The sequence below is a fragment of the Microvirga pakistanensis genome (genome assembly GCF_004458765.1).
GTDB classification, from domain to species: Bacteria; Pseudomonadota; Alphaproteobacteria; order Rhizobiales; family Beijerinckiaceae; genus Microvirga; species Microvirga pakistanensis.
Map to the genome: position 1 here is coordinate 66,453 of NZ_SPJX01000469.1, position 17,835 is coordinate 84,287.

A 17,835-nucleotide genomic window follows, 5' to 3' on the forward strand; every position below is an offset into this window, starting at 1 on the left:
TCAAACGGGTCGATGAAAGCTATGCGAGTGCCTGGGGGCTCGACACTGGCAGGGTTGCCATTTAGCGTTCAGATCATGCCAAACATGCACTCGAATCCTGGACCGCTCGTGGCGGCGCTGGCCTATGACGGGCTCTGCACCTTCGAGTTCGGCGTGACGTACGAAGTCTTCGGCCTTCCGCGTCCCGAGATGGGCGGTGACTGGTACCGCTTTTCCGTCTGCAGAGCCGAGAATGGGCCTTTGCGGGCCGCCGGAGGGCTGACTGTTACTCCCGATTCAGGGTTGTCCCTGCTGGAGCAAGCCGATCTCATCATCGTGCCAGGCTGGCGCGAGCCGGGCGGTGGCGTGCCTGTCCACATCACGGACGCCCTTAGGCTGGCGCACGGCCGGGGCGCGCGACTGGCCTCTCTCTGCTCCGGCGTATTCGTGCTTGCTGCGACGGGACTGCTCGATGGACGGAGTGCAACGACCCACTGGCGCTACGTGGACAAGCTCCGGGCCTGTCACCCGGCCGTGAATGTCGCGCCGGACGTTCTTTATACGGACGAGGGTTCCCTTCTGACGGCGGCCGGGAGCGCCGCGGGGATTGACCTGTGTCTTCATATCGTTCGGGCAGACTATGGGCCCGATATCGCCAACAGCGTCGCCCGCCGTCTCGTCGTGCCGCCCCACCGGGACGGAGGCCAGGCACAGTTCATCGAGCGGCCAGTGCCCCGCCAGCATGAGGGCGCGCGCCTAAGCGTGCTCATCGATTGGATGAGACGGCATCTGAAGGAGGAACTCACGATCAGTGTTCTGGCCGAGCGGGCCGGAATGAGCACACGCACGTTCCAGCGGCGCTTCGAGGAGACCACCGGGCTTCCGGCGGGCGAGTGGATTGTGCAGGAACGGCTCTCATGCGCCCGGGAACTGCTGGAGCGGCCGGAAGGCCTCGCACTTGACAGGATTGCTGAACTCAGTGGTTTTGGCTCGGTCGAAGCCCTGCGGCACCATTTCAGATCCCGACTGAGGACCAGCCCCAGCGCTTATCGAGCCAGGTTCGGGCACCGGGCACCGCAGGCGGCCGCGCAAAGTTGAAATCTTCGGATGGGTTTAACCTAAAGAAAAAGCAAGGCTTTCGCCTTGCTCAACTGCCTTTTTTGGCGTTGTTTTGATCCCTGGCTTTCTGGCACCGGCGCCTCAGCTGGCGCTTGGGGATCGCGTTCCTCCCGAAACTCGGACCGCCGCCTCTGCCTTTTCGAAGGTCTGAGACGTTAACAAAGGTTTATAGTTGGCTTCCGTTGCGGTGTCACTATTTTTAGGCGGGCCCTGATGCATTTTGCGGCACTTATTGTATTGATCTTTGGTCTAATCCATTGCGTCGCAGGGCCGGGCGAGGGAAGGCAGCTTGTCTTTTCGCCGTCGGCTGTGTTGTGTGCTGGAAACGAGTCGTGACTCACCGTTCCACCCCCGATCGAGACTGAAGGCGTCCTATGCGTTTGAGCCGCTATTTCCTCCCCATTCTCCGCGAGACGCCGAAAGAGGCGGAGATCGTCTCCCACCGCCTGATGCTGCGCGCCGGCATGATCCGCCAGGAGGCGGCCGGTATCTATGCGTGGCTGCCGCTGGGTCTGAAGGTGCTCAACAAGGTCAACGCCATCGTTCGGGAGGAGCAGAATCGCTCCGGCGCCATCGAGCTTCTGATGCCGACGATCCAGTCTGCCGATCTCTGGCGGGAATCGGGCCGCTATGACGCTTACGGCAAGGAGATGCTGCGCATCCAGGACCGCCACGAGCGCGACATGCTTTTTGGTCCCACCAACGAGGAAATGATCACCGAGATCTTCCGGGGCTGTGTGCGCTCCTACAAGGACCTGCCCCTGAACCTCTATCACATTCAGTGGAAGTTCCGCGACGAGGTGCGCCCGCGCTTCGGCGTCATGCGCTCCCGTGAGTTCCTGATGAAGGATGCCTATTCCTTCGATCTGGATCAGGCCGGTGCGGTCCATTCCTACAACAAGATGTTCGTGGCCTACCTTCGCACCTTCGCCCGCATGGGCCTGAAGGCGATCCCGATGCGCGCCGATACCGGCCCGATCGGCGGCAACCTGAGCCACGAGTTCATCATCCTGGCCTCTACCGGCGAGAGCGAGGTGTTCTGCCACGCGGATTACCTCGATTACGAGATCCCGCCCGCGAACACGAATTTCGACGACGTTCCCGGCCTGCAGAGCACGGTCGACAAATGGACGTCGCTTTATGCCGCGACCTCGGAAATGCACGATACGGCGGCATTCGACGCCGTTCCCGCCGACAAGAAGATGTCCGCGCGCGGCATCGAGGTCGGTCACATCTTCTATTTCGGCACCAAGTATTCCGAGCCCATGGGCGCGAAGGTCATGGGACCGGACGGGCAGGAGAAGCCGGTCCATATGGGCTCCTACGGCATAGGCCCGAGCCGCCTGATCGCCGCCATCATCGAGGCGAGCCACGACGAGAACGGCATCATCTGGCCGGAAGCCGTGGCCCCGTTCGATGTGGCGATCCTCAACCTGAAGGTGGGGGATTCCGGCACGGACGCGGCGAGCGAGCGCTTGTACCGCGAACTCACCGCCGCCGGTCGCGACGTGCTCTACGACGACCGCGACGAGCGTCCTGGCGGAAAGTTCGCCACCGCGGATCTCATCGGCGTGCCTTGGCAGGTGCTGATCGGCCCGAAGGGCCTGGCCGACGGCAAGGTGGAGTTGAAGAACCGCGCCACCGGCGAGCGCGAGCTTTTGTCGGTCGATGACGTGGCCGCGCGGCTGACGGCTCATAAATAAGCTCCCATGGCCAAAGAAGCACCGACCGGAACCAAGCCTTTCTCGCTCTTCGAGTGGATGCTCGCCGGACGCTACCTGCGCACGCGGCGGCGGGAAGGGTTCGTGTCGGTCATCGCGGGATTCTCCTTCCTGGGCATCATGCTGGGCGTCGCCACGCTCATCGTGGTGCTCTCGGTCATGAACGGCTTCCGCAAGGAGCTGCTCGACAAGATCGTGGGGATCAACGGCCATATCTTCGTGGCGCCCATCGAAAGTCCGCTCACCGATTATCCCGAAGTCGCGGCGCGCATCGCCGCCGTTCCGGGCGTTCGGCGCGCGATCCCGCTGGTGGAGGGGCAGGCCTTCGGGTCCTCCCAATACAACGGCAGCGGCGTTCTCGTGCGCGGCATCCGCTCGAACGACCTGCGCCAGATCGAGCACATCGCCGGCAATCTCCGTCAGGGATCGCTCGATAATTTCGAGGAAGGCGAGGGAGTCGCCATTGGACGGCGCCTCGCCGAGGCCCTTTCGATCCAGGCGGGGGACACGCTGACCCTCATCACGCCCCGCGGCGCGGCGACACCCTTCGGCACGGCGCCGCGCGTGAAGGGCTATCCCGTCAAGGCGGTGTTCGAAATCGGCATGTCCGAGTTCGATTCCACCTTCGTCTTCATGCCGCTCACCGAGGCGCAGAATTACTTCAACCGACAGGGCGACGTGCAGCTGATCGAGGTTTACCTCAACGACGCCGACAGGGTGGATCAGGCCCGGGCCGCCATCGAGGAGGCGGCCGGCAGGCCGATCCTCATGACCGACTGGCGCCAGCGCAACCGCACCTTCTTCGGGGCGCTGGAGGTGGAGCGCAACGTCATGTTCCTCATCCTCACGCTGATCGTGCTGGTGGCGGCACTCAACATCATCTCGGGCCTCATCATGCTCGTGAAGGACAAGTCCAGCGACATCGCGATCCTGCGCACCATGGGGGCCACGCGCGGCGCGGTGATGCGCATTTTCCTTATCACCGGCGCGTCCATCGGTATCGTCGGAACCCTCGCGGGCTTCGGGCTTGGGCTGCTGCTTGCCCTCAACGTCGAGCACATCCGCGATTTCATCTCCCGACTGACCAACACGAACCTGTTTCCGGCGGAGCTTTATTTCCTCAGCCGTCTGCCGGCCGACGTGAATCCGACCGAGGTCGCGACCATCCTCATCATGGCGATGGTTCTGTCGCTGCTCGCGACCCTCTATCCCTCCTGGCGGGCTGCGAAGCTCGACCCCGTCGAAGCGTTGCGTTACGGTTGATCATGGCGCCCGGACAAACCCAGCCCGCCCTCCACCTCTCTCAAGTCGAACGTCGCTATCCTCAAGGGGACACCTTCCTCGAGGTGCTGCGTGGGGCCGAACTCGCGATCTGGCCGGGCGAGATCGTCGCCCTCATCGCGCCGTCGGGCACCGGAAAATCCACGCTGCTGCACGTCGCGGGCCTCCTTGAGAAGCCTGACGGCGGCGAAGTCTATGTCGGCGGAAAGCGGACCTCGCACATGAGCGACAAGGATCGCACGCGCGTTCGCCGCGAGGAGCTGGGTTTCGTCTATCAGTTCCACCACCTGCTGCCGGAGCTGTCGGCGCTCGAGAACGTGGTGATCCCTCAGCTCATTCGCGGCCTGCCGAAGGCGGAGGCCGAGAACAGGGCCAGCCAGCTCCTGACCTTCCTGGGGCTCGGCAAGCGCCTCAAGCACCGCCCCGGCGAGCTCTCGGGCGGCGAGCAGCAACGGGTGGCCATCGCCCGCGCGGTCGCCAATGCGCCGCGCCTGCTGCTCGCAGACGAACCCACCGGCAATCTCGATCCGCACACTTCGGACCGGGTCTTCCAGACCTTGGTCGCCATCGTGCGGGCCTCCCGGCTCGCGGCGCTGATCGCCACGCACAACATGGATCTCGCCGCGCGCATGGACCGCCGGGTCACGATCCGCGACGGGCTGATCGTGCAGTTGCCCTAGAGGATCGGACCCGAGAGTGGAGTTACACTTTTGGAGTCAATCCGATGCTCCGCTCTTAGGAGGGCGCATCGTTTGGTGCGGACCCGAAGGGCCGCGTCAGCGACCCGGACGGCCACGTGAGTGAAAACCGGGTCCACTTTTTCGCACGATGCGCTAGGGGATTTTCGGCCAAGGGAATCCGGTTCACGCTCGACAAGGGCGGCGTTCCCAGGACGAGATGCCGTCTCGCCTGTGGGCATGAATGCAGGGCCTGATCCTTTCTTTCCCATGGCATTCCGACCCCGGGGCGGGCGTCCACGTCTTATCCACCGCTGTCCACAGGTCATCGAAGGGGTGCTCGAGCGCCAGCCGCGACGCGGAAGTCCTGAAGCCTTCAGGCTTCCTTAAGGCTCGATTCACCGTATCTCCACAGCCCGGCCTGCTGCGGCTTTACATGGAACATTCAACGAACATAAATGAACACATAGAGAACAGGAGATCAGACATGCTTCGCATTATCATCGAAACCGCCGCTGAAATCACCTCTCTCATCGTGTTCGGATCAGCCGTGGCAATCTGGGCTCTAGTCCTGGCGCCGGTGGCTTGATAGCCCGGTCCACACTTGTTCACTTAATCCACAGACGGCGGGATTCACAGGAAGCTAGTCCTCACCTGGCCCGCTTAAGGGTTTCCTCCCGAGAATCGTGCCACTATGCGTGCCGTTCGTTGAGTAGAGTTTCATGGCGCGCATTCTCCAAGACATCGGCTTCGTCCATCTGCACGTGCACTCCTCGTATTCACTTCTCGAGGGGGCCCTGAAGGTCGCCCAGCTGGCGAAGCTGGCCATCGCGGACAAGCAGCCTGCGCTGGCCCTCACGGACACCAACAATCTCTTCGGCGCCCTCGAATTCTCCGAGAAGATGGTCGGGTCCGGTATCCAGCCGATTGCGGGCGTTCAGCTCTCCGTCTGCTTCGAGGAAGCGGATCCCGTCGCCCGTGTGGTGCCGCAGCCCGCCAATATCGTCCTGCTCGCACAGACGGAGGAGGGGTATCGCAACCTCATGCGGCTGGTGAGCCACGCCTATTTCGGCGTTCCGCTGGGGGAATCGCCGCGCGTGGCGGCGCCTGTTCTTGCGGCGCACGGCGAGGGGCTCATCGCTCTGACCGGCGGGTTCACCGGCCCGCTCGACTCCGCGTTGCGCAATGGTGGGCGCCATGAGCTCGCTCAGGCGCGCCTCGACATTCTGAAAAACGCCTTCGGTCACCAGCTCTATGTGGAGATCCAGCGCCACGGCCTCGACGAGGAGCGGATGATCGAGGGAGAGCTGATCGCGCTCGCGGACCGCAACGGCCTGCCCATCGTGGCCGCCAACGAGCCGTTCTTCTCCTCGCCGAAGGATTACGAGGCGCACGACGCGCTGCTTGCCATTGCGGAAGGCCAGATCGTCTCCAACGACGATCGCCGCCGCCTGTCGCCCGAGCACTACTTCAAGACGCGCCGACAGATGATGGAGCTGTTTTCCGATCTGCCGGATGCGCTTAATGCCACGGTCGAAATCGCCATGCGCTGCTCGACGCGCGTGCGAACCCGCAAGCCCATCCTGCCGAACTTCGGCACGGGCGCCGATGCCGCAACACTCGATGAGGGCGAAGAGCTGCAGCGGCAGGCCGAGGAGGGACTTGCACAGCGTCTTGCGGCCCACGGTCCCGCACCCGGTCTGACGGAACAGGATTATCACGACCGTCTGGCGTTCGAGATCGGTATCATCCGTAAGATGAAGTTCCCGGGCTACTTCCTGATCGTGTCGGACTTCATCAAATGGGCGAAGCAGCACGACATTCCCGTCGGCCCCGGCCGCGGCTCCGGCGCGGGCTCGCTCGTCGCCTACGCGCTCACGATCACCGACCTCGACCCGCTTCGCTTCAGCCTGCTCTTCGAGCGCTTCCTCAATCCGGAACGCGTGTCGATGCCCGACTTCGACATCGACTTCTGCGTGGAAGGGCGCGAGCGCGTGATCGAGTACGTGCAGAATCGCTACGGCGAGGAGCAGGTCGCGCAGATCATCACCTTCGGTACACTGCTCGCGCGCGGCGTGATGCGCGACGTGGGCCGTGTGCTCGAGATGCCTTATGGCCAAGTGGACAAGCTCACCAAGCTGGTGCCCCAGAACCCTGCCAATCCCGTGACCCTGGCGCAGGCCATCGAGGGCGAGCCGAAGCTGCAGGCCGCCATCGAGGAGGAGCCCGTCGTCAAGCGCATGCTCGACATCGCGCAGAAGCTCGAAGGCCTGCACCGGCATGCATCGACGCATGCCGCGGGCGTCGTGATTGGCGACCGTCCGCTGCAGGAACTGGTGCCGCTCTACCGAGACCCGAAGACCGGCATGCGCGTGACCCAGTTCAACATGAAATGGGTCGAGCAGGCGGGCCTTGTGAAGTTCGACTTCCTCGGCCTGAAGACGCTCACCGTCCTGCGCACGGCGGTCGATCTCATCAAGCGGAAAGGCATCCACATCGATCTGTCGGCGCTGCCGCTGGACGACCGCAAGACCTACGAGATGCTCCGGCGCGGCGAGACGGTCGGCGTGTTCCAGGTGGAATCGGCCGGCATGCGCAAGGCGCTCGTCGAGATGGAGACCGACCGTTTCGAGGACATCATCGCGCTCGTGGCGCTCTATCGTCCGGGCCCGATGGCGAACATCCCGGTCTATTGCGCGCGCAAGCTCGGCAAGGACGAGCACAACAAGCGGGATTGGTATCCGCACGACAAGCTGGAGCCGATCCTGCGCGAGACCTTCGGCATTATCGTCTACCAGGAGCAGGTGATGGAGGTCGCGAAGGTTCTCGCCGGCTACTCGCTCGGCGACGCCGACCTCCTGCGCCGCGCCATGGGCAAGAAGATCAAGGCCGAGATGGATGCGCAGCGCGAGCGCTTCGTGTCCGGCGCCGCCAAGGATGGGCTCGAGAAGGCCAAGGCCAACGAGATCTTCGACCTGCTCGCCAAGTTCGCGGATTACGGCTTCAACAAGAGCCACGCGGCCGCCTACGCGCTCGTCGCGTTCCAGACGGCTTATCTCAAGGCCAATTTCCCGGTCGAGTTCCTGGCCGCGTCCATGACGCTCGATCTCGACAACACGGACAAGCTCTCGGAATTCCGCCGCGAGGCCCAGCGCCTCGGCTTCAAGGTCATTCCGCCTTCGATCAATCGCTCGGGCGTGGTGTTCGACGTGGTCTACGACGAGGAGGGCAAGGGCTCGATTCTCTATGCCCTCGCCGCCGTGAAGGGTGTGGGCCGCCAAGCCATCGAGGCTGTCGTGGAGGCGAGGGGCGCCGAGCCGTTCAAGGACCTTGCCGATTTCGCGCGCCGCATCAATCCGAGGGCAATCAACAAGCGCACGCTCGAGAACCTCATTGCCGCCGGAGCCTTCGACGAATTGGAGTCAGATCGGGCAAAGGCCTGCGCTTCCATTGACGCCATGATGAGCCTCGCCCAGCAATCCTACGAGGCGGCCAACGGTGGCATGGTCGACATGTTCGGCGGCATGGCCTCGGCGGACGTGCAGCTTCGGATTCCACCCTACGAGCCCTGGCCCGCCGCGGAGCGGCTGCAGAGGGAGTACGACGCGGTCGGTTTCTTCCTCTCGGGCCACCCGCTCGACGAATATGGCGATCTCCTGCAGAAGCTCCGCGTGCAGACCTGGGTGGATTTCTGCCGCTCGGTGAAGGCGGGCAACTCGGTCGGCAAGGTGGCCGCCACCGTTCTCGACCGGCAGGAGCGCCGCACCAAGACCGGCAACAAGATGGGCATCCTGACCCTCTCCGATCAGACCGGGCAGTTCGAGGCCATCATCTTTTCCGAAGGCCTCATGCGCCTGCGCGAAGTGCTGGAGCCCGGGACCGCCGTGGTCCTGATGCTCCAGGCGGGCGTCGAGGGCGAGGAGGTGAGAGCGCGCATCGGCATGGCCGAGCCCCTGGAGGAGGCGATCGCCAAGCACCAGAAGGGCATGCGGATTTTCCTGCGCGACGAGCGTCCCATCACCAGCGTTTATGAGCGCCTGAAGGCGAGAGGCGAGGGCGAGGTCTCTCTGGTTCTCATTCTCGACGACGGCGACCGGGAAGTCGAGGTGAAGCTCCCGGGCAAGTACATGGCAACCCCCCAGATCGCAGGCGCCCTCCGGGCCGTGCCTGGGGTGGTGGATGTGCATATGAACTAGCGGCGGGCCAGATGCGTCGGAGGCCATCTGCGCGCGCCGCATGAGGGCCCACGCGTCAGCCCGGACGAAATTGCCGGTTGGGAGACGGTGGGGAGCAGCATCAAGTCTCCTCCCCTCATGCCAAGGTTTAGATCATCTCAGCTTCGCTTTGCTGCCATAGGAAGGCGCGACCGATAAGCAACAAGCTGCACATTTTCCTGGGCTCGGAATTGATCGCGAGAGGTTCCTCGCTCGCCTGGAAAATTTTCCAGGAAAGTACCGGAACCTTGTTTCGTCCCTAGCGTAATCCCATCACGCGAGCCCTCCCGGCCGGGAGCAGGCTCTCCACCAATCTTTAAGTCCATTGAGGTGAACCATGAAGCGTTCATACGCTCTCGCTTTGTCTGCAGCGACCCTGTTCTTGGCCATGTCGGCCGTGTCCCATGCCCAGGTGCTGCGGTCAGGCCAGCAATGCCAGCCTGCGGTTGCGAACCCCTCGATGTACGGCAACTGCCATCTGCGCATCGTCAGAGACAAGGAGGTCTGCCGTTGCGCCATTCTTCCGCAGGCCCTGCGCCGCTCGGGCCCCGGGGATCGGCTTGATCTGACGACGGGATCGATCAGCTCGCCGCGTGCCTCTGATGTGCCGGCCTCCGGTGTCGGCGGCTTTTTCGAAAGCGGTCCCCGCGCGGCCGGCAGTGTCGGGATATCTGCTCCCAGTACAGGCTCGTCTCCCACTGCCGGATCACCATCGGCGGGATCCCGTTCGGCTGGCGATGTCGCGTCCAATGTCTCCGGCGGCAAGAACGGAAATGGCCAGGGGCCTGGCAACAACAACGGCTTGGGTAACGGATCGGAGCCCGCCGACAACACGAGTTCGGATGTGAAAGGCTCCGATCCGTCGAATCCGGGCGGTGGCAATGGCCGGGGCGGTGGCAAGGGTGGCCGAGGCGGCAACGGTAACGGCAACGGCAACGGTGGCGGACGCGGCGGCAGGTCCTAAGTCTCGCGAGTCGCCGGCATGCGGGCCTGAGCGGTTCTCCGGTCGCTCGCCCCAGAAACCAGTGACACCGGAAAGCCCCTGCCTAGCAGAAGGGCAGGGGCTTTCCGCATGGGGACGGCAGGGCTTCGCGAAGATGGCCCAGCCTGCTCGTCCCAACTTGCATTCTGTTCGATTTACCCCTATATGCGCCCGCATTCCACACGCGGAAACCGCCTCGTGAGCCCATGAGGTATCCCGGTGGCCGGAAGGTCCGGCCCACTGTTCCGCGGAGGCTTAACCGGAGAAAAACTATGGCGCTTCCTGATTTCTCGATGCGTCAGCTGCTGGAAGCTGGCGCTCACTTTGGCCACCAGGCCCACCGCTGGAACCCGAAGATGGGTCAATACATCTTCGGAACCCGCAACAACATCCACATCATCGACCTCGCTCAGTCGGTCCCGATGATGCATCGCGCCCTGCAGGCCGTGAGCGACACGGTCGCCAAGGGCGGCCGCGTGCTCTTCGTCGGCACGAAGCGTCAGGCTGCCGACGCCGTGGCCGATGCCGCCAGGCGTTCGGCCCAGTACTACGTGAACTCCCGCTGGCTCGGCGGCATGCTCACCAACTGGAAGACGATCTCCGGCTCGATCCAGCGCCTGCGCAAGGTCGACGAGATCCTCGCCGGCGGCGGCCAGGGTCTCACGAAGAAAGAGCGCCTCATGCTCGCTCGCGAGAAGGAGAAGCTCGAACGCGCTCTCGGCGGCATCAAGGACATGGGCGGCACGCCCGACCTGATCTTCGTCATCGACACCAACAAGGAGCAGCTGGCGATCAAGGAGGCGAACCGCCTCGGTATCCCGGTGGCCGCCATCGTCGATACGAACTGCGATCCGGACGGCATCGCCTTCCCGGTTCCGGCTAACGACGACGCCGGCCGCGCGATTTCGCTCTATTGCGACCTCGTCGCCCGCGCCGCTCTCGACGGCATCTCCCGTGGCGCTGGCGCCATGGGCATCGACATCGGCGAGTCCGAGAACCCGATGGCTGAGGAGCTTCCGGCGAACGACACCGCCGCCTACGAGGGCGAGCAGTTCGAGCGCCTGGCCGCTCCCCGCGGCGCTCCGGACGACCTGACCAAGCTGAACGGCGTTGGCCCGCAGCTCGAGAAGAAGCTGAACGAAGCCGGCATCTTCCACTACTGGCAGCTGGCTGCCATGCAGGCCGGCGACATCGCTCAGCTCGACAAGGACCTGAAGCTGAACGGCCGCCTCGAGCGTGACGGCTGGATCGATCAGGCCCGCTCGATGATCGAAGCCGCTGCGGCGTAAGTGTCCCGGCGCTGCATTCAAGGCGGCGCTTGAACGAATGATTGAGCCCGGCGTTCCATGAGCGCCGGGCTCCCTCTATGCAAGAACCCGTGAAAGGATAAGCCATGGCGAATATCACCGCTGCGATGGTGAAGGAGCTGCGCGAGACGACCAGCGCCGGCATGATGGATTGCAAGGCCGCTCTCGCCGAGACCAACGGCGACATGGAAGCCGCCATCGACTGGCTCCGCAAGAAGGGCCTCTCCAAGGCTGCCAAGAAGGCCGGCCGCGTCGCTGCCGAGGGCCTCGTCGCCGTCGAGTCTTCCGGTCACACCGCCACCATCCTTGAGGTCAACTCGGAGACGGACTTCGTTGCCCGTAACGACCAGTTCCAGGCCTTCGTCCGCGAAGCGGCCAAGATCGGCCTGAACGGCAACGGCACCATCGAGTCGCTCGAAGCCGCCACGTTCCCCGGCTCGCCCACGACCGTGAAGGATCGCCTGCAGGAGCTCATCGCCACGATCGGCGAGAACATGACCCTGCGCCGCATCGCGAAGCTCGAAGTCTCGAAGGGCGTGATCGCGTCCTACGTGCACAACGCCGTTTCCGAGGGTCTCGGCAAGATCGGCGTGCTGGTTGCGCTCGAGTCCGAAGGCGACGTCGAGGCTCTGAGCACGCTCGGCCGCCAGATCGCCATGCACGTGGCGGCGACCAACCCGGTCGCCCTGGACGCTTCGGGCGTCGACCCGGCGACCATCGAACGTGAGAGCGCGATCCTGCGCGACAAGAACGCCGGCAAGCCGGATCACGTCATGCAGAAGATCATCGAGAGCGGCCTGAAGAGCTACTTCAAGGAAGTCACGCTCCTTGAGCAGCCCTTCGTGCACGACCCCTCCAAGACGGTCACCCAGGTGCTCAAGGAAGCCGAATCCAAGGCCGGCAAGCCCGTCGTCCTGAAGGCCTTCGTCCGCTATGCTCTCGGCGAGGGCATCGAGAAGGAAGAGGCACCGGACTTCGCGGCGGAAGTCGCCGCCCAGGCCGGACTCAAGGCCTAAAGAACTCCGAAAGGCAAAACGGCGGCTTCTCAGCCGCCGTTTTCATGAGAGGATCAATCTGGCCAAGAAGGGAGTCCGACAGTGGCACAATTCCGGCGCATTCTGGTGAAGCTTTCCGGAGAAGCCTTGATGGCTCCAGACGGATATTGGCTCGACACCCAGGTTCTTTCGAGCCTCGCTCAGGATCTCGCCAACGCCACCAAGGCCGGCTTCGAGATCGCTGTCGTGATCGGCGGCGGCAACATCATCCGCGGCGCGCGCATGAGCGCCGCCGGCTGGATCGACCGCCCCACCGCCGATTCCATGGGCATGCTGGGCACGGTCATGAACTCGCTCGCCATCGAGACGGCGCTGAACGCCGCGGGCGTGCCCGCCCGCACCATGTCGGCGGTGTCCATGCCGACGATCTGCGAGACCTATGCCCGCCAGCCCGCCCTGCATCACCTGGACAAGGGGCAGGTGGTGGTTCTGGCCGGCGGCACGGGCAATCCGTTCTTCACCACCGACACGGCGGCCGTGCTGCGCGCGGCCGAGCTGAAATGCGATGCGGTGCTCAAGGCCACCCAGGTCGACGGGGTCTATTCCGCCGATCCCAAGAAGGACCCGGGCGCGATGCGCTTCGACCGTCTCACGCACGATGAGGCGATTGCCAAGGACCTGAAGGTGATGGACACCGCCGCTTTCGCGCTCGCGCGGGAAAGCAGGCTCTCGATCATCGTCGGCTCCGTACACGCGCCGAGCTCCGTAACCGATCTTCTCCTTGGAAACGTTCCATCAACGACGGTGGCGCCCTAAGTCCCGCTCACTGGGGATGAGCGGGCGCGGTTCTCCGCATTCATGCCCACGGGCACGGGACGAGATCCGAAAGTGCATTCCCCTTTTGGGTTCGATACTCTAGGGCCTTGATGCGGGACCCCGGGCAGCGTAAGCCCGTTTCTAGAGAGTTCGCGTAAGGAAAAGATCTCATGGCTACGACCTTTGACCTCGCCGATGTAAAGCGCCGCATGCAGGGCGCCATCAACGCTTTCAAGAACGACCTCGCCAGCCTGCGCACGGGACGTGCCTCGCCGAACCTTCTCGATCCGATTCAGGTCGATGCCTACGGCGCCCTGATGCCGATCGCGCAGGTCGCCACCATCAACGTGCCGGAGCCCCGCCTGCTGAGCGTGCAGGTCTGGGACCGCGGCATGGTTGCCGCCGTGGAGAAGGCCATCCGCGAGTCGGATCTCGGCCTCAATCCCCAGACCGAGGGCCAGGTGATCCGCCTGCGCATTCCGGAGATGAACGAGCAGCGCCGCAAGGAGATGGTGAAGGTCGCGCACAAGTACGCGGAAGAGGCGCGCATCGCCGTCCGTCACGTGCGCCGCGACGGCCTCGACCTTCTCAAGAAGCTCGAAAAGGACTCGGCCATCAGCGAGGACGACGCCAAGCGCGACGGCGACCAGGTTCAGAAGGCTACGGATCAGTTCGTGGCGGAAATCGATCAGCTCCTGGTGGCCAAGGAAAAGGAAATCATGCAAGTCTAAGCTTTAGACTTTCTAAGCTGTAGACCTGCATCGGAACCTTGTCATGACCGGCGAAGCCCAGCGGACGGCTCCCATTCTTGCCCGTGAAGCGGCGGGAGAGGGGCTGCCGACCCATGTTGCCATCATCATGGATGGAAACGGCCGCTGGGCCGCTCAGAGGGGCCTGCCTCGCTTCGAAGGACACCGGAAGGGGATCGAGGCGATCCGCCGGGCGGTGCGCACGGCCACCGAGCTCGGAATCCGCTACCTCACGGTCTACAGCTTTTCGGCCGAGAACTGGCGCCGTCCCGAGGAGGAGGTCTCGTTCCTCATGGGGCTTCTCAAGCGCTTTGTGCGGCATGATCTCGCCGAGCTCCACTCCAACAACGTCCGGGTCCGCATCATCGGCGAGCGGGAGGGGCTGCCCTCCGACATCCGCCTTCTGCTCGATGAGGCCGAGCAGCTCACCCGCACCAATACGGGTCTGACCCTGCTGATCGCGTTCAATTACGGCGGTCGCCAGGAGATCGCGAGCGCCGTGCGCGCACTGGCCCGGAAGGTGAAGGAGGGCTTGCTCGACCCGGAGGCCATCGACATGGATACGGTGAGCATGGCCCTCGACACCCGCGATGTCCCGGATCCCGATCTGGTCATCCGGACATCCGGCGAGCAGCGGGTGTCGAATTTCCTGACCTGGCAGACGGCTTATTCCGAGTTCGTGTTCCTTCCGGTTTTCTGGCCCGATTTCGACGAGGCCTCCTTCAAGGCCGCTCTCGACGAGTACCGCCGCCGCGACCGGCGGTTCGGCGGCTTGAGCGCCAAGGCCAGCTGACGATGGCCAGCACGGACGGTCCTGCCTTGGCTCCCAAATCCTCCACAAGTGAATTGAAGACCCGGGTCCTGTCCGCGATCGTCATGATCGTGCTCGCCCTCGCGGCGGCCTATTGGGGCGGCTGGCCCTTCGCCCTGTTCTGGCTGGCCGCCGGCATCGCGATGATGATCGAGTGGTCGGACATGACCGGCATCGAGCCGCGCCGGACCGTCCAGGCGGTGTTCGGGCTGGGGCTCATGGCCTTGACGCTGCTTTACCTTTCAGGTGCGAGCTTCGCGACTGGAGCGGTCACGGGACTGGCCTTCCTCGCCGTTGGATCGCTGCTCGCCAAAGGCTCCCACGATAGGCTCTGGGCGGCCTCCGGCTTCGCCTATGCCGCGGTGATCGTGCTCGTGCCGCCCATGGTCCGGGACTATCCGGGAATCGGCGCTCTCGGGCTGATCTGGATGTTCGCGGTCGTTTGGGCCACCGACATCGCCGCCTATTTCACCGGCCGCACGTTCGGCGGTCCGAAGCTGTGCCCGGCCATCAGCCCGAAGAAGACCTGGTCCGGCTTCATCGGGGGGCTCGTTGCCGCCACCCTCGCGGGTTTCCTCGTCGTGCGGCTGGGCGGGCGCTTCGGCGTGACGCATTCCCTCCCAGCCTGGAGCACGATAGCGCTGTCCATGGTCGCTTCCGTGGCAAGCCAGATCGGCGATCTCGCCGAATCGGCCCTCAAGCGCCATTGCGACGTGAAGGACTCGAGCCATCTTATTCCAGGGCATGGGGGTGTGATGGATCGGCTAGACGGCTTCTGGGCCGTGTCCCTCATCATCGGGATCGTCCTTCTCGCCGCGCACGGAGTTGCTTAGTCCTACATGGCACGTTCTCTCACGATTCTCGGGGCCAGCGGCTCCATCGGCCGCTCCACGGCGGACGTGGTTCTGGCGCATCGGGACGAGTTCCGGGTCGAGGCGGTCGTCGGAGGGCGCAACGTCGAGGCTTTGGCCGAGATCGCCAGGCGTCTGGGGGCCAGGTTCGCGGCCTTGGCCGACGAGACCGCCGGTCCTGCCCTGAAGGAAGCCCTCGCCGGAACGGGCATCGAGAGCGGAGCAGGACGGTCCGCCGTGCTCGAAGCCGCGGAGCGTCCCTCCGACATCGTACTCGCGGCCATCAGCGGGACCGCCGGTCTCGAACCGACCCACGCCGCTCTGAGACCCGGACGGCGCATCGCGCTCGCCAACAAGGAAAGCCTCGTCTGCGCGGGTGCCGCCTTCATGGCCGATGCGCATCGCCTCGGGGTTGAGATCATGCCTGTGGATTCCGAGCACAACGCCCTGGAGCACGCCCTCGCGGCCGGACAGAACCGGGATGTGGAGAAGGCTGTGATCACCGCGAGCGGAGGGCCGTTCCGCATCTGGCCGCGGGAGCGGATCGCCGAGGCCGGTGCCGCGGAAGCGTCGGCCCATCCGGTCTGGTCCATGGGCTCCAAGATCAACATCGACTCGGCCACCCTCATGAACAAGGGCCTGGAACTGATCGAAGCCCACCACCTGTTCGGGCTCGAGGCCGAACGCCTCGATGTGCTGGTGCATCCGGAGGCCATCGTCCACGGGCTTGTGCAATGGACCGACGGAGCCGTCACCGCCGGTCTGGCACTGCCGGACATGAAGGTGCCGATCGCCAATTCGCTCCGCGGCCGGGAGCGCCTTCTCATGGATCTGCCCCGTCTCGACCTTGCCGCGATCGGCCGGTTGACGTTCGAGCGGGCGGACGAGGCGCGGTTCCCATGCCTCGCCCTGGCCAAGGCCGCGCTTCGGGCCGGGGGCGCCGTCCCCACGATCCTGAATGCGGCCAACGAGATCGCGGTGGAGGCCTATATGGCTGGCCGTGTAGGATTTTATACGATATCAGAGATAGTTGAGGCAGTTTGCTCACGTTTCTCCGGGAGCGGGAAAGCCCCCGCGACGGTGGCGGAGGCCCTTGCCGTGGACGGCGAGGCCCGGGTCATCGCGCGGCGGCTCGTTCACGCCAAGCAGATGTGAGGCGCTCCGAAGGAGCGCGGAAGGGACGATAATGGATTGGCTTTCGACAATTGGCGGAGCGACCGGATCTCTGGTCCTGACGCTGTTCGCCTTCCTCCTGGTTCTGTCGGTGGTCGTCTTCATTCACGAATACGGTCATTACTGGGTGGGACGCCGGTGCGGCATCGGGGTGACGGCCTTCTCCATCGGTTTCGGGCCCGAGCTCGTCGGTTGGACGGATCGGAACGGCACCCGCTGGAAGATCTCGGCGATTCCCCTCGGCGGCTATGTGAAGTTCGTGGGCGACATGAACGCCGCGAGCGTTCCGGACGCCCAGGGCGTCCAGCAGATGCCGCCCGAGCAGCGGGCGATCAGTTTTCCCCACCAAAATGTCGCCAAGCGTGCGGCTACCGTGGCGGCCGGACCGCTCGCCAACTTCATCCTGGCGATCGCGATCTTCGCGGGATTCAACTACTTCAGTGGGAAGATGGTCCTGGAGCCGGTGATCGAGAGGGTGATTCCCGGCAGCGCCGCCGAGGCGGCGGGCTTCCAGCCCCACGACGTGATCCGCTCCATCGACGGCGCCCGGATCGAGACCTTCGCCGACATGCAGATGATCGTCAGCTCGAGCTCGGGCGAGGCGCTGAACTTCGAGGTTGAGCGCGGCGGCGAGGCCGTGAATCTCACGGCCATTCCCAAGATCGAGGAGCGGGATACACCCTTCGGGAAGCAGAAGATCGGCCTCCTGGGGGTTCAGGCCCCCCAGGACCGCTCGGCCATCAAGCGCATCTCGTATTCCCCATGGGGAGCCCTGAAGGCCGGCGCCGTGGATACCTGGAATCAGGTCGACCGGACGATCAACTTCGTCCGCCGCCTCGTGTTGGGCCGGGAGTCGATCGATCAGCTTTCCGGGCCGGTCGGGATCGCTCGAATCGCAGGAACCGCCTATGAGCTCGGCGGGATCTACAGTCTGGTGAACCTGATCGGCTTCATGTCGGTGTCGATCGGCCTCATTAACCTTTTTCCCATTCCGCTGCTGGATGGCGGTCACCTTCTGTTCTATGCCATTGAGGCCATCCGAGGTCGGCCTTTGAGCGAGAAGGCTCAGGAGATCGGCTTCCGGATCGGCTTTGCCTTCGTGGCGATGCTGATGCTTCTGGCGACGTGGAGCGACCTGACCCGCTCGTTCGGGTGAGGCC

Annotated in this window: 14 protein-coding genes; all 14 read left to right on the forward strand. The window is 64.3% G+C overall.

Annotation, left to right across the window (positions count from 1 at the left end):
* Positions 1 to 75 precede the first annotated feature (75 nt).
* The 14 genes from ftrA to rseP all read left to right on the forward strand — a co-directional run bounded on the left by ftrA (position 76) and on the right by rseP (position 17,831).
* Positions 76 to 1,077, forward strand: a complete 1,002-nt coding sequence (ftrA, locus tag E4K09_RS20660) for a transcriptional regulator FtrA (RefSeq protein WP_425293867.1) — start codon at positions 76 to 78, stop codon at positions 1,075 to 1,077.
* Between the two features lie 395 nt (positions 1,078 to 1,472).
* Positions 1,473 to 2,801 (forward strand): proline--tRNA ligase, encoded by a 1,329-nt coding sequence (gene proS, locus E4K09_RS20665; RefSeq protein WP_134499585.1) that lies wholly within the window; start codon positions 1,473 to 1,475, stop codon positions 2,799 to 2,801.
* Between the two features lie 6 nt (positions 2,802 to 2,807).
* Positions 2,808 to 4,082, forward strand: a complete 1,275-nt coding sequence (locus tag E4K09_RS20670; protein WP_134499586.1) for a lipoprotein-releasing ABC transporter permease subunit — start codon at positions 2,808 to 2,810, stop codon at positions 4,080 to 4,082.
* A 2-nt stretch (positions 4,083 to 4,084) separates the two neighbouring features.
* Positions 4,085 to 4,780 carry an ABC transporter ATP-binding protein gene (locus E4K09_RS20675; RefSeq protein WP_134499587.1) on the forward strand — a complete coding sequence of 232 codons (696 nt, stop codon included), beginning with the start codon at positions 4,085 to 4,087 and terminating at the stop codon, positions 4,778 to 4,780.
* 719 nt (positions 4,781 to 5,499) lie between these two features.
* Positions 5,500 to 8,973, forward strand: coding sequence for a DNA polymerase III subunit alpha (dnaE, locus tag E4K09_RS20680; protein ID WP_134499588.1), 3,474 nt, complete (start codon positions 5,500 to 5,502; stop codon positions 8,971 to 8,973).
* A gap of 355 nt (positions 8,974 to 9,328) precedes the next feature.
* Positions 9,329 to 9,955, forward strand: a complete 627-nt coding sequence (locus E4K09_RS20685) for a hypothetical protein (RefSeq protein WP_134499589.1) — start codon at positions 9,329 to 9,331, stop codon at positions 9,953 to 9,955.
* A gap of 290 nt (positions 9,956 to 10,245) precedes the next feature.
* Positions 10,246 to 11,262 (forward strand): 30S ribosomal protein S2, encoded by a 1,017-nt coding sequence (locus tag E4K09_RS20690; protein ID WP_134499590.1) that lies wholly within the window; start codon positions 10,246 to 10,248, stop codon positions 11,260 to 11,262.
* A gap of 104 nt (positions 11,263 to 11,366) precedes the next feature.
* Entirely contained in the window at positions 11,367 to 12,296 is a 930-nt protein-coding gene (tsf, locus tag E4K09_RS20695; RefSeq protein ID WP_134499591.1) for a translation elongation factor Ts, read from the forward strand.
* Positions 12,297 to 12,377: 81 nt separating this feature from the next.
* The gene (pyrH, locus tag E4K09_RS20700; RefSeq protein WP_134499592.1) at positions 12,378 to 13,091 is read left to right on the forward strand and encodes a UMP kinase; all 714 of its coding nucleotides are present in this window, start codon (positions 12,378 to 12,380) and stop codon (positions 13,089 to 13,091) included.
* Between the two features lie 170 nt (positions 13,092 to 13,261).
* Positions 13,262 to 13,822: a ribosome recycling factor gene (frr, locus tag E4K09_RS20705; RefSeq protein ID WP_134499593.1), complete on the forward strand. Its 561-nt coding sequence runs from the start codon at positions 13,262 to 13,264 to the stop codon at positions 13,820 to 13,822.
* 43 nt (positions 13,823 to 13,865) lie between these two features.
* Complete coding sequence (locus tag E4K09_RS20710) at positions 13,866 to 14,633, forward strand: isoprenyl transferase (RefSeq protein ID WP_134499594.1); 768 nt, start codon at positions 13,866 to 13,868, stop codon at positions 14,631 to 14,633.
* 2 nt (positions 14,634 to 14,635) lie between these two features.
* Positions 14,636 to 15,484, forward strand: a complete 849-nt coding sequence (locus E4K09_RS20715; RefSeq protein WP_134499595.1) for a phosphatidate cytidylyltransferase — start codon at positions 14,636 to 14,638, stop codon at positions 15,482 to 15,484.
* Positions 15,485 to 15,490: 6 nt separating this feature from the next.
* A complete protein-coding gene (gene dxr / locus E4K09_RS20720; protein WP_134499596.1) occupies positions 15,491 to 16,657 on the forward strand; it encodes a 1-deoxy-D-xylulose-5-phosphate reductoisomerase in 1,167 nt (388 codons plus the stop codon).
* Between the two features lie 31 nt (positions 16,658 to 16,688).
* The gene (rseP, locus tag E4K09_RS20725; protein ID WP_134499597.1) at positions 16,689 to 17,831 is read left to right on the forward strand and encodes an RIP metalloprotease RseP; all 1,143 of its coding nucleotides are present in this window, start codon (positions 16,689 to 16,691) and stop codon (positions 17,829 to 17,831) included.
* The last annotated feature ends 4 nt before the right edge of the window (positions 17,832 to 17,835 follow it).

Bases quoted from the DNA above. Each gene is read 5' to 3' on its own strand.
- E4K09_RS20675 (WP_134499587.1), top strand. From the start codon at position 4,085: ATGGCGCCCGGACAAACCCAGCCCGCCCTCCACCTCTCTCAAGTCGAA.
- E4K09_RS20670 (WP_134499586.1), top strand. From the start codon at position 2,808: ATGGCCAAAGAAGCACCGACCGGAACCAAGCCTTTCTCGCTCTTCGAG.
- dnaE (WP_134499588.1), top strand. From the start codon at position 5,500: ATGGCGCGCATTCTCCAAGACATCGGCTTCGTCCATCTGCACGTGCAC.
- rseP (WP_134499597.1), top strand. From the start codon at position 16,689: ATGGATTGGCTTTCGACAATTGGCGGAGCGACCGGATCTCTGGTCCTG.
- E4K09_RS20715 (WP_134499595.1), top strand. From the start codon at position 14,636: ATGGCCAGCACGGACGGTCCTGCCTTGGCTCCCAAATCCTCCACAAGT.
- dxr (WP_134499596.1), top strand. From the start codon at position 15,491: ATGGCACGTTCTCTCACGATTCTCGGGGCCAGCGGCTCCATCGGCCGC.
- frr (WP_134499593.1), top strand. From the start codon at position 13,262: ATGGCTACGACCTTTGACCTCGCCGATGTAAAGCGCCGCATGCAGGGC.
- proS (WP_134499585.1), top strand. From the start codon at position 1,473: ATGCGTTTGAGCCGCTATTTCCTCCCCATTCTCCGCGAGACGCCGAAA.
- E4K09_RS20690 (WP_134499590.1), top strand. From the start codon at position 10,246: ATGGCGCTTCCTGATTTCTCGATGCGTCAGCTGCTGGAAGCTGGCGCT.
- E4K09_RS20710 (WP_134499594.1), top strand. From the start codon at position 13,866: ATGACCGGCGAAGCCCAGCGGACGGCTCCCATTCTTGCCCGTGAAGCG.
- tsf (WP_134499591.1), top strand. From the start codon at position 11,367: ATGGCGAATATCACCGCTGCGATGGTGAAGGAGCTGCGCGAGACGACC.
- E4K09_RS20685 (WP_134499589.1), top strand. From the start codon at position 9,329: ATGAAGCGTTCATACGCTCTCGCTTTGTCTGCAGCGACCCTGTTCTTG.
- ftrA (WP_425293867.1), top strand. From the start codon at position 76: ATGCCAAACATGCACTCGAATCCTGGACCGCTCGTGGCGGCGCTGGCC.